This window comes from Zoogloea dura (assembly GCF_012927165.1).
Classification (GTDB): domain Bacteria; phylum Pseudomonadota; class Gammaproteobacteria; order Burkholderiales; family Rhodocyclaceae; genus Zoogloea; species Zoogloea dura.
The window spans coordinates 528771-551700 of the sequence record NZ_JABBGA010000001.1 but is presented as its reverse complement, the minus strand read 5'-3'; the positions used below and the strand labels follow the sequence as shown (position 1 = coordinate 551700).

At 63.4% G+C, this 22930-nt stretch carries 21 protein-coding genes; 17 read left to right on the top strand and 4 right to left on the bottom strand.

Annotation, left to right across the window (positions count from 1 at the left end; all coding sequences use genetic code 11):
- Nucleotides 1–65 precede the first annotated feature (65 nt).
- The 7 genes from HHL15_RS02435 to HHL15_RS02405 all read left to right on the top strand — a co-directional run bounded on the left by HHL15_RS02435 (nt 66) and on the right by HHL15_RS02405 (nt 10028).
- On the top strand, nt 66–917 hold the full coding sequence (locus HHL15_RS02435; RefSeq protein WP_169144203.1) for a hypothetical protein: 852 nt from the start codon (nt 66–68) through the stop codon (nt 915–917).
- Nucleotides 918–1038: 121 nt separating this feature from the next.
- Nucleotides 1039–1269 (top strand): hypothetical protein, encoded by a 231-nt coding sequence (locus tag HHL15_RS02430; RefSeq protein ID WP_235943174.1) that lies wholly within the window; start codon nt 1039–1041, stop codon nt 1267–1269.
- A 274-nt stretch (nt 1270–1543) separates the two neighbouring features.
- The gene (locus HHL15_RS02425) at nt 1544–1879 is read left to right on the top strand and encodes a hypothetical protein (protein WP_169144202.1); all 336 of its coding nucleotides are present in this window, start codon (nt 1544–1546) and stop codon (nt 1877–1879) included.
- Entirely contained in the window at nt 1879–4944 is a 3066-nt protein-coding gene (locus HHL15_RS02420; protein WP_169144201.1) for a DUF927 domain-containing protein, read from the top strand. The genes HHL15_RS02425 and HHL15_RS02420 overlap by 1 nt, the downstream gene beginning before the upstream one ends.
- A gap of 565 nt (nt 4945–5509) precedes the next feature.
- On the top strand, nt 5510–6064 hold the full coding sequence (locus tag HHL15_RS02415) for a hypothetical protein (RefSeq protein ID WP_169144200.1): 555 nt from the start codon (nt 5510–5512) through the stop codon (nt 6062–6064).
- Nucleotides 6065–6274: 210 nt separating this feature from the next.
- Nucleotides 6275–6532, top strand: a complete 258-nt coding sequence (locus HHL15_RS02410; RefSeq protein WP_169144199.1) for a hypothetical protein — start codon at nt 6275–6277, stop codon at nt 6530–6532.
- A gap of 61 nt (nt 6533–6593) precedes the next feature.
- Nucleotides 6594–10028, top strand: coding sequence for a tape measure protein (locus tag HHL15_RS02405; protein WP_169144198.1), 3435 nt, complete (start codon nt 6594–6596; stop codon nt 10026–10028).
- 20 nt (nt 10029–10048) lie between these two features.
- On the opposite strand, the gene HHL15_RS02400 is transcribed toward HHL15_RS02405, so the two are convergent.
- Nucleotides 10049–10441, bottom strand: a complete 393-nt coding sequence (locus HHL15_RS02400) for a hypothetical protein (RefSeq protein WP_169144197.1) — start codon at nt 10439–10441, stop codon at nt 10049–10051.
- 345 nt (nt 10442–10786) lie between these two features.
- On the opposite strand from HHL15_RS02400, the gene HHL15_RS02395 reads away from it, so the two are divergent.
- The 9 genes from HHL15_RS02395 (at nt 10787) to HHL15_RS02355 (ending at nt 18928) form a co-directional block, all read left to right on the top strand.
- The gene (locus HHL15_RS02395; RefSeq protein WP_169144196.1) at nt 10787–11218 is read left to right on the top strand and encodes a DUF3077 domain-containing protein; all 432 of its coding nucleotides are present in this window, start codon (nt 10787–10789) and stop codon (nt 11216–11218) included.
- 2 nt (nt 11219–11220) lie between these two features.
- Nucleotides 11221–11469, top strand: coding sequence for a hypothetical protein (locus HHL15_RS02390; RefSeq protein WP_169144195.1), 249 nt, complete (start codon nt 11221–11223; stop codon nt 11467–11469).
- A 298-nt stretch (nt 11470–11767) separates the two neighbouring features.
- Complete coding sequence (locus HHL15_RS02385; protein ID WP_169144194.1) at nt 11768–12100, top strand: hypothetical protein; 333 nt, start codon at nt 11768–11770, stop codon at nt 12098–12100.
- Nucleotides 12101–12185: 85 nt separating this feature from the next.
- On the top strand, nt 12186–12593 hold the full coding sequence (locus tag HHL15_RS02380) for a hypothetical protein (protein WP_169144193.1): 408 nt from the start codon (nt 12186–12188) through the stop codon (nt 12591–12593).
- Entirely contained in the window at nt 12590–14170 is a 1581-nt protein-coding gene (locus HHL15_RS02375; RefSeq protein WP_169144192.1) for a YfjI family protein, read from the top strand. Before HHL15_RS02380 ends, HHL15_RS02375 begins: the two co-directional genes overlap by 4 nt.
- Nucleotides 14171–14320: 150 nt before the next feature.
- Complete coding sequence (locus HHL15_RS02370; protein WP_408065712.1) at nt 14321–14791, top strand: Mu transposase domain-containing protein; 471 nt, start codon at nt 14321–14323, stop codon at nt 14789–14791.
- A 55-nt stretch (nt 14792–14846) separates the two neighbouring features.
- On the top strand, nt 14847–15932 hold the full coding sequence (locus HHL15_RS02365; RefSeq protein ID WP_169144191.1) for an AAA family ATPase: 1086 nt from the start codon (nt 14847–14849) through the stop codon (nt 15930–15932).
- Nucleotides 15925–18174 carry a S8 family serine peptidase gene (locus HHL15_RS02360; protein ID WP_169144190.1) on the top strand — a complete coding sequence of 750 codons (2250 nt, stop codon included), beginning with the start codon at nt 15925–15927 and terminating at the stop codon, nt 18172–18174. The genes HHL15_RS02365 and HHL15_RS02360 overlap by 8 nt, the downstream gene beginning before the upstream one ends.
- A gap of 190 nt (nt 18175–18364) precedes the next feature.
- Complete coding sequence (locus HHL15_RS02355; protein ID WP_169144189.1) at nt 18365–18928, top strand: recombinase family protein; 564 nt, start codon at nt 18365–18367, stop codon at nt 18926–18928.
- A gap of 963 nt (nt 18929–19891) precedes the next feature.
- Here HHL15_RS02355 and HHL15_RS26750 read toward each other — a convergent pair.
- From HHL15_RS26750 to hemP, 3 genes are all read right to left on the bottom strand, one after another.
- A complete protein-coding gene (locus HHL15_RS26750) occupies nt 19892–20017 on the bottom strand; it encodes a hypothetical protein (RefSeq protein WP_268967069.1) in 126 nt (41 codons plus the stop codon).
- A gap of 260 nt (nt 20018–20277) precedes the next feature.
- Entirely contained in the window at nt 20278–20508 is a 231-nt protein-coding gene (locus tag HHL15_RS02350; RefSeq protein WP_169144188.1) for a (2Fe-2S)-binding protein, read from the bottom strand.
- 85 nt (nt 20509–20593) lie between these two features.
- Nucleotides 20594–20668 carry a hemin uptake protein HemP gene (gene hemP / locus HHL15_RS26995; protein WP_408065716.1) on the bottom strand — a complete coding sequence of 25 codons (75 nt, stop codon included), beginning with the start codon at nt 20666–20668 and terminating at the stop codon, nt 20594–20596.
- A gap of 353 nt (nt 20669–21021) precedes the next feature.
- Between hemP and HHL15_RS02340 the strand changes: the two genes are divergently transcribed.
- Complete coding sequence (locus HHL15_RS02340) at nt 21022–22926, top strand: ATP-binding cassette domain-containing protein (protein WP_169144187.1); 1905 nt, start codon at nt 21022–21024, stop codon at nt 22924–22926.
- Nucleotides 22927–22930: the final 4 nt, after the last annotated feature.

Genomic DNA, 22930 nt, shown 5'->3' with positions numbered 1-22930 from the left:
AACGGGGACACCATCCCCCCGCTGGCGCGGCACCTTATTCGATGGGTGCCGATGGAGCACGATCAATGCCTAGTGAATCAAGCTTTCTTGAATGGCTTGAAGCCGCTGACATCTTGATGGTAAGGGATTCCGAAATACGCGCAGCCGGATGGCCTAGCGCTTTCAGTTTGAATGATCTGGCGTATCTGCAGTACCCAGACACTACAGCCAACGACTTTCGCTTACGCATAAAACAACAGGACGCCCGTGATCGTTTGATCGAGGCGATGAAGGCGAGCATTGCCACGGGAGCGCTCAAGGCAGAAACCTGCAGGAAGGAAATCAAGAAGGCTGCGTTCCAAGCCCCGCAACCCTCGGCCGGCCTGGGTTCCGTGGCGTGGCAGTCACGTGATTTCGACAGGCAAGACGAACAGAGGGCCGCTCGAGCTCGCTACGACGCTCAGCCGGATGTGACCATCGTTGCTGATGAGGTGGTGACCCGCGAGGCATTCGCTGCATGGGGAGGTTTGCCCGATCAGAAGCAAAGCGAGCATGTGCGGGCTTGGATTCGCCCTCTTGGGCGGGCTGAAGAGGCGCACCAGGGAAGTGTCGAAGCAAATAAGGTGAAGCGGAAAACCAAGGGCGATCTTGTAGAGGACTGGATACGCGAATGCGAGCGCCGCGCCAAAGATATTGGAGAACTCTTCGACAGGGCAAAAATGCCCGGAACAAAGGCTGAGTTCCTCGAGCTGTTGAAGGCCCTCGACCGCGAGTTCGAGAATATGAACACAGTTTCTAGCCTGGAAACGTATCTAGATGGTCGGTACAAGTGGTCGGGAGGGCGGCCGAAGTCTGCAAAGCCACTGTACGCCCGCCTTTTCCCAGAGTCTCGCATCCTCAACCCTGGGGTAGTTTTGCCCCTACAGATGAAGCCGTAAATCATTGATTTTCAAAGAGCCGCTCTGGGGTACTCTGGGGTAGTTTGGAACCTCCCCTAGAGTACTGATTGAAAATAGATGATTAATGTTCGGGTCGTTCTCACAAAGAGGCGACACGAACATGAACCTTCGAATCATCCCGGCCGCCAGCAGTTTAGGTACCGCCGAACTCGCTGAATTGCTCCGGTCAAAGGGCTTGAACATCAAGCCCGCCAGCATCCGCCGCGCGCATTGCGTGAAAGGCGAATACCTGGGGCTAACTCCACGGAAGCTCCCCAACGGCCGTTTGCTTTGGCCGGGTGATGCAGTCCGGCGCCTGCTTTCTGAGGGTGTGCAGGAGGGGCAATCGTGAAGCTCCGCCCTGCCTCCTCTGCGATGGCGCCAGCCTCAGGCCTGCCCACCCCGGCCGATGCACCTCTCCCCGATGCACTCCGTAACTTCGATGCCCTGCCGGACTCGGCCTTTGTCCGTATTCCAGTGGTGGCGAGCCTGTTTGCCTGCTCTCCGGCCACTGTGTGGCGTCGGGTAAAAAAGTGCGCGCTGCCAACTCCTCGGCGTCTCTCTGTGGGCGTCACGGCCTGGCGCGTTGGTGAGCTCCGTGCGGCCCTCCGCGGGGAGGCGTGGCGGTGAGTCTCCTTCAACTGCAAGGCTCGGATGGCCGGGTTCATGAGGTGCTTGTCGAGTGGGACAGCTGCCGCGAGCAGTGGCACTGGGTTGGGTTGCAATTCGACTTTTGGGCTTACCCGATTGCGGGGGGCGACGATATCGACGACCTGAACGGGCCGACCACGTGCTTCCAGGCGGAGGTCAGCCGTTGGAGCGACGACAGCGGTTGCACCGTGCTCCTGACGATCACCTGCCCGCCTTCTGGCGAGCTCACCGAGGATCTCTTTGCATCCGCTTGTCTCAAGCAGCTTGGCCGCTTCTGGGATCTGTTCGGGGAACTTGAGGGCGCCGAGTGATGCTCGCAATCGATCTTGGGCAGATCCTGGCCCAGTTCCGCCAATCCGCAGAGGCCCGTGGGCTCCGTCTCCCTGACCACATCGAGGCGGATGGCAGGCTCCACCGCTGCGAGCTGCGGGACGGACCCAGCGGGAAAAAGGATGGTGCCTACCTGCTTCACCCGGATGGTGTGCCGGCCGGTGGCTTCCAGAACTTCAAGGATGGCCTGGATTGGGAGAACTGGAGGGCCGACATTGGCCGCCATCTCACCCCCGAAGAGGAGGCCGCCTACCGTGCCCGGACCGAAGCCCAGCGGGCCGCCCGTGAGGCCGAAGCCAAGGCCAAGCGGGACAAGGCCCGAAAAAGAGCGCATGCGATCTGGAACGGCGCCAAGCCGGCCCAGGACGATCATCCGTACCTGCTCCGAAAGGGTGTGCCGTCCTACGGTCTGCAGGTGGGCTCCTGGCCAAAGTGGGATGACCACTTGCGGGACTGGCGCCGCATCCCCAATGCCCTGCTGGTGCCCATGCGCAGCCCTTCGGGCACTCTGCACAGCCTGCAGGCGATCTTCGCGGACAAGGTGGACGGCCGCGACAAAGATTTCCTGCCCGGTGCCCTGAAGGCGGGCAAGTTCCACCTGGTCGGCGAAATCTCCCCGGATCTGCCCCTGTGCGTGGCCGAGGGCTACGCCACCGCGGCAAGCCTCCACCAGGTGACCGGCTGGACAGTGGCCGTGGCCTTCGACGCGGGCAGCCTCGAAGCCGCCGCCAAGGCCCTCCAGGAGGCCCATCCGCAGGCCCGGTTCATCCTGTGTGCGGATGACGATGCCTTCGGCCATTGCCAGGCCTGCGGGGCGCCTGTTCGCGTGGCAGACGGTGACGCCTGCCCGGCCTGCGGCCAGCCCCACAAGTGCCGCAACGCGGGGCAGATCCGTGCCCGGGAGGCTGCTGCTGCGGTTGGTGGCGTAGTGGCCTTGCCGGCCTTCATTGATCCGGACGGACGGTGGCAGGCCTACCAGGAGACGGGCAAGGCTCTGACCGACTTCAACGACCTGGCCAACAGCACCCATGAGGGTGAGGGGCCGGATGCCGTGCGCCGGATCCTGGAGGCTGCGCGGGCGTCGCTGCCGGCCCTCGAGGGCGACGAGCCACCGCAGCCGCAGCAGGCGGCCGCACCTGCCGCCGACATCCACGCCAAGGCGCCGGAGCCTGTACCGGCGCCGCTTGCCGAAGAAACCCCGAAGCCCACCCGAATAGCCCGCAGCAAGGCCAAGGGCAAGGCCGGTAGCGTGCAGACGCCTGCAGCCGGCGGCGAACTCTTTGAGCTGCGCGACGGGGCCGAGGGCAGGGGGGTGTATCGCCTGAAGGTGGAGCGCCGGGGCGAGGGCTGGGAGCAGGTCGAGCAGTTCGTCTGTGCGCCCCTGGAAATCACCCACATGGTGCGGGATGCCCGTGGTGAGAACTGGCAACGCCTGGCGACCTTCAACGACCACGACGGACGGCGCCGGCGGGTGCTGGTGCCCGATGAGATGCTGGAAGGCGATGGTGCTGCCCTGGCCAAGCTGCTGCGGTCGCAAGGCCTGTTCATCGGGGACAACAAAGGCGGGCTCCTGAAGATGTACGTGAACCGCTCCCGCCCGGCCACCCGGGCACGCTTGACCAGCCGTATCGGCTGGCATGAGGACGTGGAGGAGCCGGGGCGCTGGTCCTTCGTCCTGGGTGGTGATCGGGATCCGCTGGCTCCCGAGGGGGCAGAACTGTGGCTGCACCAGGCCACGGGCAGCGGTCACGCCCAGTTCAAGCAGGCAGGCACCCTTGAGGACTGGCGCGCCCATGTGGCGGCCCTGGCCGTGGGCAATTCCCGCCTCACCTTTGCCATCTCTGCGGCCTTCGCAGGGGGCCTGTGCTGGCTGCACCCGAACGTGCCCGGCGGCTTCCACTGGACCGGCGGGAGCAGCCTGGGCAAGTCCGGCCTGCTGTTCGCGGCGGCTAGCCTTTGCGGCCCCAAGGAATACCGGAAGACTTGGCTGCAGACAGGCACGGCCGTAGAGATGCTGGCCGCGGGCCACTGTGATGCCCCTTTGTTGCTGGACGAACTCAAGCAGGCTGGTAACCCCCGCGACGTGGCCCAGGCCGCCTACATGCTCGCCAGCGGGCAGGGCAAAGGACGCGGCCAGGCCGGCGGCGGCCTGCGGGAAACCGCGGCCTTCACGCAGCTCTTCATGTCCAATGGAGAGCTTGGGCTCACGGCCTTCCTCGAGGAGAACCAGGAGCGGGCCTATGCCGGACAGGAGGTGCGCTTCTGCGAGCTGCCGGCCGATGCGGGGGCCGGGTTCGGCTGCTGGGAGAATCTGCACGGCCTGCCTGATGGCGCCCGCTTCACCGAGGCCGTGCAGAAGAACGCGAGCCGACACTATGGCGGCGCCTATCCCGAGTTCATCCGCCACGTTCTGAAGAACCGCGACGCGATGCCCCACCAGTTCGAAGAACTGCGCCGGGAGTTCGAACAGCGCGTACTGACCAGCAAGGCAGGTGGCCAGGCCGTTCGGGCCGCCACGCGCTTTGCTGCGGTGGCCTATGCCGGCGAGCTTGCGACGGAGTGGGGCATTACCGGATGGAGCAAGGGGGAAGCGATCAAGGCCGCCTTCCGTCTCTTTCGCGATTGGCTGCAAGCCTTTGGCGGCGAGGAGAACCGGGAGCCTCGCCGCATGGTTGAGCAGGTCCAGGCTTGGATTCAAGCGAACTCCGGCACTCGGCTTGAGGACCACCGCCGGCCCAGCGTCACCGACACCCATGCCCCGCGGACCATGAACCGCGCCGGTTGGAAGAGGCCGACCAGGGAGACCGCAAGCCTCAACGAACCTGATCAGGTGTTCGAGTACCTGATCTATCCGGCCGTGTTCCGCTCCGAGCTCTGCAACGGATTCGACCCATCAGCGGTGGCAAAGGAGCTCGACAGACGCGGCTTGCTGGTGCGCAGCAAGGACAGCCTGATGCAGAAGTTCCGGGAGCCTGGGGCTGCCAAGCCCGGGTGGTTCTACGTCATTCCATCGGCAATTCTCGGGAGCCTGGACGATGAGCACTGACTGGGGCGCATTGATGGACGAAATCATGCCCAATCCGCCGCAAAAGGCTGGTGACGGCCGTTTGTTCCAGGAAAAACCTGGAACAAACCCCGAGGGGGTTGGAACAGATTTCCACACCCAAGGCGCTGAAAGAAAAGAGAAAAATTTTTCTGTTCCAAGTGTACCGGGTGTTCCATGCAGTTTTGAAGAGACGAGGGAGGATGTGTGTGCAAATCACGCGCCAGCGTCATATTTGAGAGCGCCGGGGGAGGTTGGTAGAGGCCCCTCTGCGCCATCGGACATCGGGTCCATTCCGGCCTGTCTCTCATGCGAACACCTCAAGCGCCCCGGCCTGTCGGACGGATTGTGCGGGGGTGACCGACTGGACCTGCCTCCGGCCTATGGTCCTGGTCATCCGCTCCGCCGCCTGCCCGGCGACGGAGGTGCCGACTGCCCGAGGTGGGTGCTGCACTGGAGTTTTCCGCGGGTCCTCCCCAGGCATTTCACTCAGGGTACGGAGAGCCCCGCCCTTTGTGTAGGTAATGGGGTGGGAAGTTAGTGAATGGCTGACCGGAGGCATGACGAGATGACAGACCCAGTCTATGGGCAACCAGGTGGGGCTTCAAAGCCGGCGGTGTCAACCTCGGCCCCGCTGGCATTCGATCCCGCCGACCTGGCCCAGGGGGTACGGGTGACCCAAGCGGACTTTGCCCGCATGACCGGGGTCAGCCGCCAGACCGTAAGCCAGTGGGTGAAGCTGGGCAAGATCAAGACGGTGTTCCCGGATGGCCGGCTGGATCCGGTGCGGGCGGCCCGAGAGGTTATCAGGAACACCAACCCGGCCAAGCTGCGCGCCAAGGTCTTCAAGGTGGCAGCCGAAGACGCCCAGGCCCTGCGGATCCGCCTGGCCGACCTGGAGCGCCGGCATGCGGAAGCCCTGCGAGTCCATCGTGGCCTGATCCAGGCGCTTGAGGACGCCGGGATGCCCGGCTTTCAGGTGGAGTACCTCCTTTGGCTGGCGCAGGAAGGGCTGCGCCACGGTGACCCCGACCCCGAGGACGAGGCGCCGGCCCCTGATGGCCTCCCGCTTTTCGATCCCGCAAGTCTAGCCCAAACCGCGGACAAGGAGCCCGACGCATGAAAGACCCCTTGGAACAGTTGGAACACCTGGAACACAAGCCGAAAAGCCGCGCCGGAACTGGCTTCCAAGGGCAACAGGGTGTTCCAGGTTATTGATTGTTAACTTGGAACACTTGGAACAGATGGGCTCCGGCCCCTTGTTTCGCAAGCTGGCGCAGCACCCCCTCCACCCGGCTTTTTTGACTTCATCTCCCCACTTGGAATGCACACCATGAACACACGCCACGACACCCCGATGACCGTCATCGACGCGACCCTGCAGGACAGCATCCGGGCCCTCGGCCTGGAGCTGACCGCCTCTCAGAACCCGCTGCGGATCGCTGTCGGACTGGTGCTTCGCTGCCATCCAGAAGCGGTGCTCGAGCACATCAAGTCCGACCTGGCCTGCGTGCGTGCTTTCAGCCCTGAGCGGGGCGAGGAGATTCTCCGCGACCTTGCAAGCGCCACCCGTCGCACCACCGGGGCGTAGCGCAATGCGCCCCCTATAGCTCCTTTCTCCCTCCCTATCCTCCCTTTCTGGAGTCATCCTCATGGCCTTACTCAGCGACGACGAAGTCAAACTCAGGCTCTCAGTCGAAACCATCGGCGCCGGTGGCGTCACCACCCTGGCGGACAAGATCGACGCGCTTGCCGCTGATGCAGGCAACGCCGCGCCGCACTTCCAGGACCTGGCCAATGAGGTCCGAGCCCTCGGCCAGCAGCAGATCCGCGTGGCCGGCCTGGAGGCGGCCATTGCCAGTGCCAAGCAGGCATGGGCGGCGGTCAGTGAGGCCCGGCATGAAGTCCAGGCCCTGGATAAAGCCCTGGCCGATGCCAAGGGCGCGGGCGCCAACAGTCAGGCCATCAGGGTTCTGCAGGCGGAGCTACGGGCCGCCAATGGTGAGCTGGCCGCCTCAGAAAAGGCCTGGAGCCGGCAGAAGGATGTTCTGGCCGAAACGCGGGCGGCGGCCGCTGGCGTGGGGGTGGATACCCGGAACCTAGCCGGGGAGCAGGCCCGCCTGTCTGGCGCCCTCGCCAGCGTCACGCAACGTGTGGAGGCACAGAAAGCCGCCCTCGAAACCGAGCGGGCTGCGCTGGAGGCGGTGCAGGTGGCCGCCCGGGCGCAGGCAAACGAAGAGGCACGGCTGGCGGAGATCGTGGAGGTCAGCAAAACCCGCCAGAAGCTGGCCGCCCAGGAACTGCTTGCTGCCGAAACCAAGGCCTATGCGGAAGCGGAAGCCGCCGCGGCCCGCGCCTCCGCTGCCCGCGAAGCGGAAGCCAAAGCCGTCGAATCCTTCTCGGCCCGGACCAAGAAAGCGCTTTCCGACGCCTTCTCGACGACGGGCACCCGGAGCACGGCGGAGATTGAGGCCGACATCCTGCAGGTGAATCAGGCGCTGCTGAAGCTCGGCGCCAATGCCAAGGTCTCGGGGGCCGACTTCGATCGGGCCTTCGAGTCCGGACAGGCACGCATTGCCGTGCTGCGTGCCGAGATGGACGGGACGGGCGCGGCCACCTCGCGCTTGAGCGCCTCCACCAAGACCCTGGCGGGGGAGTTCAAGGGCCTGGTTGCCCAGCTCGGCGGCGTCTATCTGGCCTTCCAGGCCGGCGGGATGTTCGTCACCGCCAACGCGCAGGCCGAGAGCTTCGCCCGGACCATGCAGCTCCTCACCGGATCGAGCGAGAAGGCCGCCGCCGAGATGGGCTATGTGCGTGATGCCGCCAATCGGCTGGGCATCGAGGTCAAGGAAGCATCCAAGTCCTACACTCAACTCGTTGCCGCAACCAAGGGCACCGCGCTCGAAGGCGAGGGCGCCCGGAAGGTCTTCGAGTCGGTGGCCGGTGCCATGGCAACCTTGGGCAAGAGCAGCGCCGAAACCAACGATGCGCTGCGCGCCGTCAATCAGATGGCCAGCAAGGGCACCGTGCAAATGGAAGAACTGAAGGGGCAACTGGGTGAAGCCCTTCCCGGTGCCCTGAAGGCGGCTGCCAACGGCGCGGGCCTCACCGTGGCCGAGCTGTCCAAGATGGTGGAGACCGGCGGTGTCCTGGCGGAGGACCTGCTGCCGGCCCTGGCCAAAGGCCTGGATGAGATGTACAAGACCGGCACCGCCAACAATGACACCTTCGTGGCGAACTGGGCGCGGCTGAAGAACGCCATTACTGACACCTTCCAGGTTATTGGCGATACCGGGCTGTTCCGTGCTCTAGTCGTTGTCGTCGAGCAGGTCGGGCTTGCGGTAGGGGGGCTTACCGGCGCCTTTGTACTTCTCGGAAAGATCTTCGGGATCACCGCTGGGGCTATTGCTACCTTCGATTGGAAGCATCCGATTGATTCTATGGTTCGGTGGAGGGACGCAGTTAGCCAGACTGCCGACGATATCCAGAAGAGTCTGGACAAGCAAAAGGCAGCCGCCCAAGGCGCAGCCGACAAGCAGAAAGAGGCTGCAGATGCAGTCGAAGAATCTGGGAAGAAGGCGGCCTCTGCAGCAGGAGACTGGCTGAAGATCGAGAACGCCTATACCCAGGTGGAGCAGTCCAGCAAGAAGCAGATCGACAACCTCAAGACGCTGGCGGCGGCCCGGGATTCGGAGGCTGCGTCCATGAAGGCCTATGCCGACACCTTCGGCACCCAGGTCGAGAAGCTGGACGCTGCATCCAATGCGGCCAAGGAACATGAGGGCGCGCTCGCCGCCCTGAACGCCCAGGTGCGGGCCGACCTGGAAATCTCCAGGGCCAAGCTGGCATCCCTGGAGCAGGAGCGGGACGCCGATGGCAAGCTCACCGAGAGCAAGGAGAAGCTCCGCGAGAAGCTGGAAGAGACGGTCAAGGCCAAGCAGGCGGAAGCTGATCGGACCACCCAGGCCACGGCGGCGGCGCACTCGGCCACACTGCAGGCGGAAGCCGCGGCCAGCGTCTATGCCGACCACTCCAAGCAGGTCTACGCCCTGCGGGATGCCTGGCAGGCGGCCGAGGCCGAATACCAGCGCTTGGTCGCCCTCAACGCTCAGGGCGTGAATCTTGCCGAGGAGATGAAGGCTGCCGACGAAGCCAGGGCAAAGGCCTTGCTGCTCTACCGCGACGCCTTGAGCGACGCCACCGCCGCGGCGGAACGGCACGTTGCCGCCGAGCGGCAGGCCGCCAGCCTGCAGCAATCGGCCCTGCAGAACGATCTGTACCGGGCCAATACCATCCTTGAGGTGGCCAAGCAGCGGGGCAACGAGAAGGACATTGCCGAGGCGCAGATTGCCGTGTGGCGGATTGAGCTCCAGATCAGTGAGGCTCAGGCAGCAGCTGCACGCCTGGAGGCGGAAGCCATGTTGCTGGTCGCCAAGGCAAAGCGTGTAGAACTTGAGGCCTCCGGAGAGCTGACCGAAGCCAAAAAGGCAGAGTTGGCGGTGATGGATGCCAACATCAAGGCCAAGCAGTTGGAGGCGGAAAAGTTCGATCTCATAGCGGATCGGATGAAGAGGCTGGCCTATGAAACAAAGGAGCTCAAATCCAGTATGTACGACTTGTCGGAGAGCACCGACCGGGTCGCTGACTCTGCCGATAACGCAGCAGCATCCTACGATGGCCTGACTGCCTCAATCCGCTCGGCCGGGGCCGCCAGGGACGGAATGGTGCGGGACTCTGCCGGCAATGTGCTCGAAATAATGGTGGACACCCCTAGGACCGTGGCTGAGCGGCTCAAGTCGCTCGGCGTCGATGACAAGCGCGCCAACCAAGCAGCCCGGCAGTTTTTTGACGAGTACGGCAACACGCAGAACACTTACGGTCGATTCTTGGACGATGCTATTCAAGCCGAAGCCGACCGCCTGCTGGGGCGCGGTGCCCAACAGGCCTCAACGCCCGTTGTACGAAACGTGCAGGTGTTCCAGGTGGATCTCTCGACCAATACCGGTACGTCGAGCATCAGCGTCAGCTCAGCCGACGATGCAAAGCGCCTGGTGTCTGCGCTCCAGGAATTGGCGGCACGCTCCTAGCCCCCGTGGGGCCCAAAGCCTCAAAGCCCCGGCTGGGCGCTGATGTTGGGCGTCACAATGGCATGCCAGCGCCGGTGGCAGGGCTGGCATAAATAGGATTGGGGCCAGCGCTCGGCCTCGAGCCCGAAGAGGGCAGAGGGCGCCCAATGGTGGTTCTCGGCGCCCTCGGCGCCGCAGACTACGCATTTCGGGCGCTTCGCCTGATAGGCGGGCGGGATCTCCAGAATCTCGATGCCGGCCGCCAGCGCTTCGGCAGCAGCGGCTTTATCGATGAAATCCTTTGTGCGTTCTCCGCAGTGGGCACACACAAAGAGGTGCGTCTTCTGACCGCCCAGGTTGATGCAGCGGCGGATGTTCCAGTGATCTTTCGTCCCGCAACGCTTGCAGGCTTTATCCGGCCATCTGATTGACATGATGAACACCTCCTGGCCGGCTCAACGGGCGGTCGACACCAAAGGATGACAGCGGCGTTCGTTTTTTTGATGTTCGCCCTGCTTGACACGCCCGGGGCATGGCGCCCATCATCCTGCTACCGCTGAGACAACAGCGGTACGGGCTTGGCGGCCCGGATGAAATAGGCGGACAACCGCTCCGCGCGGTTTTTTTACGTCCGCAGCATGGTGTCGCCCCTATGGGCGGGCCGTGTGGGAGGGGAAACCCTGCCGGTTCCTATTTGCCGGTCCGCCAACCTGCACGGTTCCGCCCCCCAGCTTGGCGGCTGGGAAGCGGAGTTAGAAACCGCAAATAGGAGCTTCACCATGTCACTCCCTACCCATGGTACGTCTGCAGCATCCACACGCGTTACTGCGCTTCATCACTTCTTTGGCATTTCCGGCTACGAGCTGTTTGCGGTTCGGGAAGGCGTCCTCATTGCGGATGCGCTCCAGCAAGCCGCCCATCTGATGACCTCGGCCGTCGATGCCGCCTACCGGACGGCCGACGAGGCCGGCACGCCAACCGCGTTTGCTGCGGCCTATCTGGCTGAAACGGCACTGGGCTGCGTCCGGGCCGCCGCCGATGCCATCGTCCGTGAAGATCAGGCCATTCCCAGCGATCCGGCCGGCTTCCTCCGGGAGGCCATCGAGGACAGCCGCCAGAAGGCGAGCCAGGCCAGAACGGCGAAGATGCGGACCTATCACGAAGGCCGCGTCTCCGCGTTTCAGATCGCCATCGCTGCGCTGGAGGGCTGATCATGGCTGATACAACCAAGGTGATGGCCGAAGCGCCGTCGCAGCTCGAAGAGCGCCTGGAAGATGGTCTGCGCTGCAGCTTCAGTGCGTTCCAGCAGCTTGCCACGCTGTTCTTCGTCGCCAAGAACATGGCTCCAGAGCATTCCCATTTGTGCAAACTGCTGGAACTGGGGTGGCATGTGGCGGGTGACATGGAAAACCATGTCTGCGGCATTCTCGATCAACTCTCGTCCCCGGGGGTGCCGGAATGAACGCCCGTCACCCTCACGGCGCCATGCCGCGGCCTTCGCTTCCGCTACCTGCCAGGGCTGGGCGGCCCACTGCACGTCATCCCGGCCTGATCGTCCGCGAACCGTTGGCCATTGGCGATCGCGTTTGCGACCGCCACACCGGCCGCGCGGGAACCGTGATGAAGGTTTATCCGGACGGCTCCGCGTGCGTCACTTGGGACGGCAAGCCAGCGCCGCTGAGTCTCGGGCATGAGCGCGTACCCCGATCCTTACTCATTGTCTTGGGCGCCAGCGTCAATGAGAGCGAAGGGGGTGAAGCATGAGCTGGGTTACTGACGCATTTGCGGTGCTCTTCCGCCACGCTGAAGACCGCCTGACGCTCGATGAACTGGATGAGCTGTCGAACCTCGCCGGAGTTGCTAGTGAAGAGGCTCAAAACCTCTCCCACATCTGCGAGGGGCTGGCGGGGCTCGTCCTTGCTGACGGCGGTTCAGAAGGCCCGGGGGCTGGCAATTTCCAGTCGGCTGCGAGTGTGGCCGATCTGTTGTCCCATCTCGCGCATAGTCTGGATGTCATCTCCGGAATGATCGATGCGGGTCAGGCTGCCCAGCACCGGGCGCAGGTTCTCCGTGACCAGGAGGTGCCGGAATGAACACGCTCACCCTGTACCGGCTCCTGCGCCGCTTCACGGGCCCGGCTCGGGCTTACCGCCTCACCTTTGCCAGGAGGGCTTGGCCATGACCATGCCCGACACGGCTCCCCATGCTTTCTGGCGATGCTCACCCGGTAGGCGCCTTCCTGCCCATGCTCGCGACTTGGCGGACGCCCGGGCCCGGGATCTGGTCCCGGCCCAGCGCCAGGTCGTCGTCTATCTGGACCGCTGGCCAGCGGGGCCGGTGACGGTCCTGGGGCCCGCCATCTGCTGCCCGCCGGACTTCCACCCTGGCCGCCTGGACTGGCGCTATCTGGCGGCCCTGTCGGTGCTGGTGGTGACCCAGCCGGCGCCGGACCCGGAGCGCCTGCGCCACCTCCTGGCGGAGCTGGTGGCGGCCCGGCCGAAGCGGCTCATCCTGCTCCGCCCGGGCAAGGTGCCGGCGGCCGAGTTCATCATCAGCGAGGCCCACGGGGTGGAGGTGCAGCCATGAAGGCCCCGCCGCCCTATGAGCCCGCCCGCCTCGAGGAGCGGGCGGCCCTGGCGCCGGCTCTGGGCGACCCGCGAACCTGGCCGACTGCCAGCTGGCCCGATCCCCAGCCCTTGCCCGAGGGCCTGGCGCCGGTGGCCCCCTTCGATTACGCCCTGTTGCCCGATCGCCTGCGCCCCTGGGTGCAGGACGTGGCCGATCGCATGCAGTGCCCACCGGACTTCGTTGCCGTGCCCATGGTGGCCGCCCTGGGTAACCTGATCGGCCGCCGCTGCGCCATCCGCCCGCAGGCCAGGAGCGACTGGCAGGAGTTTCCCAACCTGTGGGGCTGCATCGTGGGCAGGCCAGGGATGATGAAGAGCCCGGCCATGATGGCCGCCTTGGCCCCGCTGGTGCGCCTGGAGGCCCGTGCCCTGGAGGAATGGACCGCCGCCCAAGGGCAGTGGCGGGCCGAGTCCGAGATTGCCAAGGCCCGGGCCGAAGCCCGCAAGAGCGAAGCCACCAAGGCACTCCGAAAGAACCCCAACGCCCTGGTGGACGTGGCCAGCTTCCTCCTTCCCGATGCCGACGAAGCCCCCGTCCTGCGCCGCTACACCGTGGCCAGCGCCACCGTGGAAGCCCTGGCCGAGAAGCTCATCGAAAACCCCCGCGGGCTTCTGGTGGTGCGGGACGAACTGCCCGGCTGGCTTGCCGGCCTGGACCGGGAGGACGCCACGGAATTGCGTGCCTTCCTCATGACCGGCTGGAATGGCAAGGACGGCTGGACCTTCGACCGCATCGGGCGGGGCCACCGGCGCGTGCCGGCCGTGTGCTTGGGTGTGATCGGAGGCGCCCAGCCGGGCCCCCTGGGCGAATACCTGCGGGCCGCCATGCGCGGTGGGGCGTCGGATGATGGCATGCTCGCCCGCTTCGGCCTGCTGGTGTGGCCCGAGACCGGCGGGGCTTGGAAGAACGTTGATCGCTACCCGGACGGCCCAGCCAAGGACGCCGCCTTCCAGGTCTTCGAGGAGCTGGACGCCCTGGATCCGCAGGCCCGCGGGGCCGAGCAGGAGGCCCCGGACGGGCCGCCCTTCCTTCGCTTCGACCCGGAAGCCCTAGAGGCCTTCACCGAATGGCGCACGGGCTTTGAGGCGGAGCTGCGCACGGGGGAGATGTATCCCGCCCTGGAGTCGCACCTCGCCAAATACCGGAAGCTGGTGCCGGCCCTGGCCCTAGCCTTCCACCTGGCGGACGGACACCACGGTCCGGTGGGCTTTGCCTCCACCCTGCGGGCACTGCACTGGAGCGTGTATCTGCAGACGCATGCGCGGCGCTGCTATGGGGTCGCCCAGTCGGGCGAGGCGGACACGGCTCGGCGGATCCTGGAGCGGGTGAGAAAGGGGGATCTGGCTCGGGATGGGTTCGGGAGCCGGGACGTGTGGCGGCCGGGGTGGTCAGGGCTTGCCGATCAGAAGCGCGTGACGGAAGGGCTCGGGCTGCTGGTGGAGCTGGGGCACCTGGAGGAGTGGCAGGAGCCGACCCGGGGGAGGGTCAAGACGATGTACGTGGTCAATCCGAAGTCCATGCCTGTACGGCACTGATGGATATTTTGCCCATGCACGCCATGGGTGGAGCTGCCAAAACTGTCTTAAGGGGCTTTTGGCAGTTTTGGCAGTGCGAGCAGGACGCGTATCCGGGATTGAAGCCTGTCGTCGGATAAAGCACTGGATTGTGATTCCTGCGCCCTGCCTGTGCGAGATAGCCGCACGGGGCACCATAGGGACTGCCATGTGAGCTTCGAGTGCGGGCTCTACTCGGTGCCCTTCGCGTTGGTGGGCAAGCGGCTGTGGCTGCGCGCCACCGACAGCGTGGTCACGGTGCATCGGGACTTCCAGCCGGCGGCCATCTACGCCCGCAGCCTCCGGCCCGGCGAGCGGCGTACCGTCGTCAGCCATCTGCCGCCCGAGGCGCAGACCTTCTTCGCTCATGACCGCATCTGGTGTCTGCAGCAGGCTGCTGGCGTCGGGCCGGCCTGTGCCGGGCGCATCCGCCGTCTCCTCTCGGACCGGATCAGCGAGCGCCTGCCCGCTGCCTTGTATGTTCCTGTGCGCAACCGCAACTCAGAGAGTAACCAGCTCTCGGCTTTGAATCCGTCGATGAGTCAGCTTCCGGATGGACGGCAGTGCCTTTTCTTGCACGAGCGCTCTAGCGCCATGCTTTAAAATGGAACATAATGTTAGAAATGTTCCAACAAGTTCCATTTTGAACCATAAGACAATGAAAGAAGAGCTACGCAAGGAATGGTTTGCGCTGATGCAGGAAGGCGCCAGCGGTCACGCCACTCGCTTCAAGCTGCGCGGAATGCGGCTTGCTCAGTTGATGCGAAAGATAGCCCCGGACCTTTCAGAAGCAATTTCTGCGGGGTTGAATGCTGCTCCGAGCTCCTTGACCCGCTTTGCCCCAAATGTTGTTCCGAGATCAGATGCGCCAGAAGTGCTGATTATCGAAGAGCGCCCTGTGTTGCCACAGGAGCCCATCTGGCCCGACATGGTTGAGAGCAATTTGCATCGATTGACAGCCGAGTGGTCGTCGCTATCAATATTGCAAGAGGCCGGATTGTTGCCTGTGCGAACCGTCCTTCTGCATGGACCTCCGGGCGTTGGCAAAACACTGGCTGCACGTTGGGTCGCGCTGAAATTGGGATTGCCGCTGGCCACGTTGAACATATCCGCCACCATCAGCAGCTATCTCGGGAAGACAGGGCAGAACATCACTCAAGCTATCGAGTACGCACGGACGACGCCTTGCGTACTGTTTCTTGATGAATTCGATGCCTTGGGGAAACGCCGCGATGATCAGCAAGATGTGGGTGAGTTGAAGCGCGTCGTGAATGTGTTGCTACAAGCGGTGGATTCGTGGAGTGGCCCGTCGCTCCTGATTGCGGCTACCAACTTTGAGGACTTACTTGACCCGGCGATGTTGCGCCGCTTCGAGTTGAACATCCGGTTCCCGGCCCCTGCGCGCGACCAGATCGTTCAGATTCTCAGGGCGCTGGATGTGCCTAGTCCATTGTCGACTTCCCTTGCGCCAAAGCTCGAGGGGCGCCCGCTGTCAGATGTGACCCGCTTGGTCACGCAGGCCAGAAAGCGCGCGTTGCTGGATTGCATGAATTTCACGACGGCTTTGCAGCTGTGCGCGCAGGAACTGCAGCAGCAAAAATCAAGCAGGCAGGCCCGCCGTGAGATGGTTCGCCTGCTCCATGCCGACGGACAAAGTGCTCACCAGATTGCTCGCCAGCTGCGCACCACCCATACCACTGTCTTGCGCGATCTGAAGGAAATCCAAGGAGAGAATCATGGCTGAGCCTACGGGAAATCTGTTGATTGGCAAGGGCGAACAGCTCTTCGAAAACGGTGACTGGTCGGGATCAAGCCGGAAGAAGCCGCTGCCCTACACAATCGAGCATCAGCGCTCCCTCTTGGGGCCGACGCTGGACAAACTGGCCCAGACTGCGCTGCACCAGGATCCGAAACTTGCCCCGCGCAGAGAAATTGCCGCCAAGCTCACCATCCATCCTGAATTTCTGGCCAAGAGCTATTTTCCTGAGTCGTTGTTGAAAAACACTGGGTTGAGGCTTTTGGGGTCGCGCGCTGTCGATGTTACGCCGCGCAAGATGGTGTACGGAAAGCCACCAAAGCGTATGCCGACCGCCACGCTCATCGTGGCGGGCACCGCTGAAAACTTTGTAAGGGCATCAGCGTTGCTTGCCGACGCTGCGACACCCAAGACGGTGCAGGATGGCTTTGCTCGTTTGGAGAGCATTGATCCGTTTTTGCCGCAGGATCGTAAACAGGGGCTGGATTTCACGAAGTTTGATGGCGGAGTTGAGGTTGTGCTGCACGCCGCAGTCCACGATCCGGATATCAACCGTGCCTTCTTTGACCTCGCGCGGGGGCTGAACGCCCGCTTCGATGATCGGCGCGCCAGGACAATTGGTGGGTTGACCTTCTTGCCGTTGCAGATCGGAGCAGACGCTGCGCGGGAATTTGTCGGCGTCATCGAATCCTTCACCCATTTGCGGGCCGTTCGCAACATGCCGGTTCTGACCGATGATCCCATCGCTCCGGATCAGGGGCTAACCCGATCGCTGGCGTTCGCCCCGTCGCTTCCTGAGGCGGCGGCCATGGATGAGTCTCTCAGGGCTGTGATTTTCGACGGTGGTTTCACCCCGAAACTGTTGCCGTGGGTGAACGCGCTCAATGCACCGGATCTGGCTGCGGCCGAGCCTAGTCATTTGGAGCACGGCCAAGCGGTAACGTCGGCCTTCCTTTTTGGCGCCATTGGGCCGACGCAGCACACTATTGCGCCGCCTTACTGCAACGTCGACCATGTGCGGGTGCTTCCCAGTACCTCGGGCGACATGCAGGCTGCCGACGTTATCGACAGGATCATCAGCACCCTGCAGGCAGCGCGGGATAGCGGGTATCCCTATGCGCTTGCGAATTTGAGCCTGGGGCCTCGTGTTCCTATTCTGGATGATGATCCTCACGAGTGGACAGTGCGGCTGGACGACTTCCTGTCTTTGGGAGATCTGTTCATGACCGTGGCAGTGGGCAACGATGGTGACCAGGGCACGGATCTGGGGCGTATTCAGCCGCCCGGAGATGCTGTCAATGCCTTTGCGGTGGGCGCCAGTGATGATCACCACGGCAAGGCGGCGCGGGCTTTTTATAGTTGCGTGGGGCCAGGTCGTAGCCCCGGTTTGGTCAAACCCGACGCGGTGGCCTTCGGCGGATCAGCCACTAACCTGATGCGTATTGTCGATCCTGCTTCTCGCGTCATCCGCCATCGTGCCGGGACCAGCTATGCAGCGCCTCTGGCCTTGCGGCTGGCTGCAGGCGTACGGGCGACAGTGCATGAGCCGATCGATCCGATCATGCTACATGCCTTGCTGGTTTCACGCGCGCAGTTCAATCCGCACAGGCATGATCAGACAGAGGTCGGCTGGGGGGTGCTTCCCGCCGATATCGATGGCATTCTCTATTCGCCTGAGGACGAAGTCGTGGTCATGTATCAGGGCCTTATTGCAAAGGGAGCGCCCTTGAAGGCCAAGATTCCGCTGCCGTCAGGATTGCCGCCGGAACTCAGGATCATCATTGGGGCAACGTTTGCCTATCGGGCTCCTGTGGATCCGGCCCACCCCGTGAGCTATACCAGGGCGGGCCTCGAGATCCGTTTCCAGCCAAATGGGAAAAAGTCGAAGAGTTTTTTCAGCAAAACTAAGTTCGATGCAGAGCAGACCCTGCGGGGGGATGCACTGAAATGGGAGACTTGCAGGCATCATCAGCGCAGCATCGAGGTCAGCGAAATGACTGATCCCTGCTTCGTGATCCGTTATCAGGGGCGCGACGAGGGGGCCCCTGATGCAGACGTCTTAAAAGACGCGGATGGCGAACCGTTACCCGTCGAGCAGCAGCCGAGCGCGCTCCCCTTTGCGTTGATCGTCCGCATCAAGGTGCCCGAGGTGAATGATCTTTCCGCGCGCGTACTCAATCAATTCAATGTACTTAGCAGGGTCATGCTGCGCGCGCAAATTCAGACGTAAGTGTGCCATCGGAAGCAAGCCTGGGCGCGCAGTGGGATTTCTTACTGAGCATGTTGGATTAAGGACCAAAACCCAAACCTTTTGAGCCGCCCCAGAAGACCCCGCTGCGATATGGTTCAAAATCGTTGTTTTGGATTTTGAGCTAGGTTAATATGTGAGCCATAGATTTTGATCCACATAGGGGCCTGCCATGTCCGCCATCGTCGCCTACACCCGCGTCTCCACTGACGACCAGACCTGCGAGAACCAGCGCCGCACCATCTCGGCCCGCTACGCCGTAAGCAAGTGGTTTTCTGACGATGGGGTGTCGGGCGCTGTCGCCGCGACTCAGCGGGCCGCCCTTTCGGCGTTGCTCGCCTACGTGCGGGAGGGGGATGTGGTCGTGGTGGCTGCAATCGACCGCCTCGGCCGAAATACCCTGGATGTGTTGAGCACGGTGGAGGCCCTCAAGGACAAGGGTGCTTCGGTCGTCTCGATGCGGGAGGGCTTCGATCTGGCAACGCCTGCGGGGAAGCTCATGCTGACCATGCTGGCCGCCGTAGCGGAGCTGGAGCGGGAGAATATCAAGGCGCGGCAGATGGCAGGCTTGGAGCGAGCAAGGGCGGAAGGTCGGCCCCTAGGTCGGAAGAAGACCATTGATGATGCCGATGTTCGAGCCTGGCGGACCGAGAAGGGGGCCAGCATCAAGGCGACGGCTGAGCATTTCGGTATCTCGGCCGCAAGCGTGAAGCGCGCATGTGTGCCGGCCTGCTGAGTGTCTGTCTCGGTGGTCGTTTCTTTGAACTGCATCCTCAGCAGCCTTCAGGCGCGAATGGAGAGCGATGGGCCTTGCAGCTTCAGGCGGCCGAGAGGTCGTGGTTTAACCGTGACGGTATTTTTGACGGTACTTATCACAGATCTAATTGAAAGATCCGCATATTTAAAGGGTTTTCAGTTGCTATTGGATTCCTGTCGGGGGACCACACTGCTGTATCACGCAGTGTCAGGTAGAAGCAGAAGCACACGAAGAAGCCCGCGATTGCGGGCTTTTTTGTTGCTCAGGGGTATCTGCAGTGTCAGGAGCCCTTACCGAATCGCACGCATTCTGGGGGCCTTTCCGGGGGCCCTTGAGAGGCCCCCAGCACTGAGCGATAAAAAGGGCCCCCATGTCCCTGGCTGATACCGCCATCCGCAAGGCTCTCCCAGCCGACAAGCCCTACAGGCTGTCCGCGGAGACTTTGAGTTACATAGAGGCCTGCCGTGTCCGCCATCGTTGCCGGTTCCCGTGTCTCCACTGATGTTCAGACCTGCGAGAGCCAGCGCAGCACCATCTCGGCCTGCTACGCCGTAGGCAAGTGGCTTTCGGGTGATGGGGTGTCGGGTTCGGTCGCTGCTACCTGGCGTGAAGGTCTCGCAGCGCTTCTTGCCTACGTGCGGGACGGGACGGCTTCGATCTGTCCACGCCTGCGGGCAAGCTCGTGCTCACCATGCTGGCGGCCGTTGCCGAACTGGAACGGGGAATATCAAGGCGCGCCAGAGCGCTGGACTGAAGCGGGCGCGGGTCGAAGGCAAGCACCTCGGCCGCAGGAGAACGGGGGATGACTCGGCCGTGATGGCTTGGCGAGTTTAGAACTCCGCAAGCATCAAGGCGACGACCGAGCACCTCAAGATCTCGGTCGTGCGCGTGAAGCGTGCTTGCACGAAGGGCTGACTTGACGTCCGCCGCGAGCGGGAGAGCCTAATGGGTGATGAACGGCACGACGTCATGGGCGTGCTTTTTGGCCAGTTTAGCGGCCTTTTTTTCCTTTGGGTTCATGACGGGTTGCTTCTTCGTTTCCTTGTTGCTCTTCTTCACTTTGTTCATGACAGTACTCCTGACAGGTCCAATCAAACGCTGGACGCAAAGTCACTATAGGCTGAAGAAGGGCTGAAAACCGCTATGGGAAAAATATAGCTTGCCCATGTCGTGCATTAATGAGGGGGGCTTTGCAGCCAGCCTGCGCGAAGCAAGGCAGTTTGCTGCCCAAAGCCAGTAGGGCGGGGGAGAAGTCCGGCGGGGTCAAGGTCGGCAGGTTCGGGATGAGCCTGCGGGATGAATCCCGTCGTGAATGAGCAGCAAGGTCGTCAGGCTGCCTTTCTGAGCAGGATATAGGCCGGGCTCTGCGCTGCATTGGGGGAGTTCGGGCATACCTGACCAATCGCATCGTCGAGACATTGCTTTGCGCATTTGGCGCAGCGACCACACTCTTCCGTCACGCCCAGTTGTTCGCGGAGATCACGAAGGCGACGTGCTCCGCCGTGGACGGCGGTTTCGATGTGCTTTTCGGTCACTGCGCGGCAGACGCATACATACATTGTCGTATTTCCTTCAAACCGTACTGGGTACTGTCCGCGGCGGCTGGAGCGCTCAGTCGCGTTGGAACGGATTCGAGCGGCCCGTTTACTTGGTGAGGATCAGTTTGCCTGTTCGCGTTGCTCTCAACGCATAAACCATGCCCTCATGCTCGATGAACACGCAGGCGCGATTGTTGAAGAGTTCCTTGCTGCGGATCGGTGCATCAAGCTCTCCTGCGGGAGGCCGGGCGGGCGGCGTGGTGCCGGGCGTATCGGGGAGGGGGGCTGATCGTTCCACGGGTGTTGAAATAGAATGCGAATAATTCGTATTTAACTAGTGCTGGGGCGGCAAGTCAACAGCTTTGATGGTGGTGGGGCTTTTGTCGTACCTCGAGCCCGTGCCCGGCGCGCTGCGGGCTGGATGTGTCGGGCCAGCGAGGGGGCTGACAGCGGTCCGGTGCAGGGCGGGTGCCGCGTCGTAGGGCTTGCCGGGTACAATGCAAGGTTTTCCGCAAGCCTTCCAGCCGCTCCGAAATGCCACTTATCACTCTTGATGACGCCTGCCTTGCATTTGGACACGTAGCCTTGTTGGACAAGGCCGCCTTTCAGCTCGACCCCGGCGAGCGGGTGGCGCTGATCGGGCGTAACGGCAGCGGCAAGTCCAGCCTGCTCAAGACCCTCGCGGGCCAGGCCAGCCTGGATGATGGGCGACTCTGGCGGCAGCCCGGGGCGCGGATTGCCTATGTGCCCCAGGAGGCCGATTTTCCGCTGGAGCGGAGCGTCTTTGACACTGTTGCCGATGGTCTGGGGGAGGTCGCCTCGCTGCTGGTGGACTATCACGCGGCCATGATCGCGGTGGCCGACGATGCCAGTGAGGCTGCCCTGAGCCGCCTCGAAACCCTGCAGCACCGTGTCGAGGAGGCTCAGGCCTGGCGTATGGAGCAGCGGGTGGAGCAGGTGCTGGCGCAGCTCAAGCTCTCGGGCGAGGCCATCACCGGCAGCCTGTCGGGCGGTGGTATCAAGCGTGTCGCACTGGCCCGTGCCCTGGTGGGCGAGCCGGAGATGTTGCTGCTCGACGAGCCGACCAACCACCTCGACATCGATGGCATCCTGTGGCTGGAGGAACTGATCAGGAGCTTCCCCGGGGCGGTCGTGGTGATCACCCACGACCGGGTGTTCCTGGACAACATCACGACCCGTATCGTCGAGCTCGACCGCGGGATACTCAACAGCTATCCGGGCCGTTTCAGTGACTACCAGGCCCGCAAGGCAGAGCAGCTCGATGCGGAAGAGAAGGCCAATGCCCGCTTCGACAAGCTGCTGGCGCAGGAGGAGGTCTGGATCCGCAAGGGCGTGGAGGCCCGGCGTACCCGCAATGAAGGCCGGGTGCGCCGCCTGGAATCCCTGCGGCGCGAACGCAGTGCCCGTCGCGATCGTTTCGGGAACGTCAAGCTGGCCCTCGACCGGGGCGACGGCAGCGGGCAGATGGTGGCGGAGCTCGAGAACGTCGAAAAGCACTTTGGCGATCGTTGCATCGTGCGGGATTTTTCGACGCGCATCCTGCGTGGCGACCGGATCGGCCTGGTGGGCTCGAACGGTGCCGGCAAGACGACACTGCTCAAATTGATCCTGGGCGAGCTCGAGCCGGATGCCGGCCGGATCCGCCGGGGCACGCGCCAGACGGTAGCCTACTTCGACCAGCTGAGGGCCCAGCTCGATCCCGAGGCGCCGCTGACCGAAGTCATCAGCCCGGGCTCCGACTACGTGGAGATTGCCGGCCACCGGACTCACATCATCGGTTACCTGGGTGACTTCCTGTTCTCGCCGCAGCGCGCCCGCTCACCGGTGAAGTCCCTATCGGGCGGCGAGCGCAACCGCCTCCTGCTGGCGCGCCTGTTCGCCCGTCCGGCCAACGTGCTGGTGCTGGATGAGCCGACCAACGATCTCGACATCGAGACCCTGGACCTGCTTGAAGACTTGCTGGCCCAGTACGACGGTACGGTGTTCCTGGTCAGCCACGACCGGGCATTTCTGGACAACGTGGTGACCCAGGTGATCGCCGCCGAGGGCGACGGTTGCTGGAAGGAATACGCGGGGGGGTACGAGGACTGGCTGAGGGTCCGCCCGGCCGTAGCCACGGCGGCGCCCGCCACACCCAAGCCGGCGCCCGTGCGCAAGGAGGCCCCGGTGGCGGTGGCTGCCAAGCCGGTGAAGCTGTCCTGGAAGGAGCAGCGTGAGCTGGACGCGCTGCCGGACCGCATCGCCCAGCTGGAAGAGGAGCAAGGGGTGATCCAGGCGCGTCTCAATGATCCGGCGACCTACAAGGATGCGGGCCAGGACGTGCCAAGCATGAACGCCCGGCTGCAGGCCATCGACGACGAACTCGAGGCGGCCATGCTGCGCTGGGAAGAGCTGGAGTCGCGGGCCGCCGGCAAATAGGCCG

Excerpts from the sequence above, each read along its gene's own strand:
- HHL15_RS02400 (WP_169144197.1), bottom strand. The coding sequence starts at position 10,441 with ATGTCAATCAGATGGCCGGATAAAGCCTGCAAGCGTTGCGGGACGAAA.
- HHL15_RS02360 (WP_169144190.1), top strand. The coding sequence starts at position 15,925 with ATGGCTGAGCCTACGGGAAATCTGTTGATTGGCAAGGGCGAACAGCTC.
- HHL15_RS02420 (WP_169144201.1), top strand. The coding sequence starts at position 1,879 with ATGCTCGCAATCGATCTTGGGCAGATCCTGGCCCAGTTCCGCCAATCC.
- HHL15_RS02385 (WP_169144194.1), top strand. The coding sequence starts at position 11,768 with ATGAGCTGGGTTACTGACGCATTTGCGGTGCTCTTCCGCCACGCTGAA.
- HHL15_RS02410 (WP_169144199.1), top strand. The coding sequence starts at position 6,275 with ATGAACACACGCCACGACACCCCGATGACCGTCATCGACGCGACCCTG.
- HHL15_RS02380 (WP_169144193.1), top strand. The coding sequence starts at position 12,186 with ATGACCATGCCCGACACGGCTCCCCATGCTTTCTGGCGATGCTCACCC.
- HHL15_RS02415 (WP_169144200.1), top strand. The coding sequence starts at position 5,510 with ATGACAGACCCAGTCTATGGGCAACCAGGTGGGGCTTCAAAGCCGGCG.
- HHL15_RS02355 (WP_169144189.1), top strand. The coding sequence starts at position 18,365 with ATGTCCGCCATCGTCGCCTACACCCGCGTCTCCACTGACGACCAGACC.
- HHL15_RS02340 (WP_169144187.1), top strand. The coding sequence starts at position 21,022 with ATGCCACTTATCACTCTTGATGACGCCTGCCTTGCATTTGGACACGTA.
- HHL15_RS02395 (WP_169144196.1), top strand. The coding sequence starts at position 10,787 with ATGTCACTCCCTACCCATGGTACGTCTGCAGCATCCACACGCGTTACT.
- HHL15_RS26750 (WP_268967069.1), bottom strand. The coding sequence starts at position 20,017 with ATGAACAAAGTGAAGAAGAGCAACAAGGAAACGAAGAAGCAACCCGTC.
- HHL15_RS02430 (WP_235943174.1), top strand. The coding sequence starts at position 1,039 with ATGAACCTTCGAATCATCCCGGCCGCCAGCAGTTTAGGTACCGCCGAA.
- HHL15_RS02435 (WP_169144203.1), top strand. The coding sequence starts at position 66 with ATGCCTAGTGAATCAAGCTTTCTTGAATGGCTTGAAGCCGCTGACATC.
- HHL15_RS02405 (WP_169144198.1), top strand. The coding sequence starts at position 6,594 with ATGGCCTTACTCAGCGACGACGAAGTCAAACTCAGGCTCTCAGTCGAA.
- HHL15_RS02390 (WP_169144195.1), top strand. The coding sequence starts at position 11,221 with ATGGCTGATACAACCAAGGTGATGGCCGAAGCGCCGTCGCAGCTCGAA.
- HHL15_RS02375 (WP_169144192.1), top strand. The coding sequence starts at position 12,590 with ATGAAGGCCCCGCCGCCCTATGAGCCCGCCCGCCTCGAGGAGCGGGCG.
- HHL15_RS02365 (WP_169144191.1), top strand. The coding sequence starts at position 14,847 with ATGAAAGAAGAGCTACGCAAGGAATGGTTTGCGCTGATGCAGGAAGGC.
- HHL15_RS02350 (WP_169144188.1), bottom strand. The coding sequence starts at position 20,508 with ATGTATGTATGCGTCTGCCGCGCAGTGACCGAAAAGCACATCGAAACC.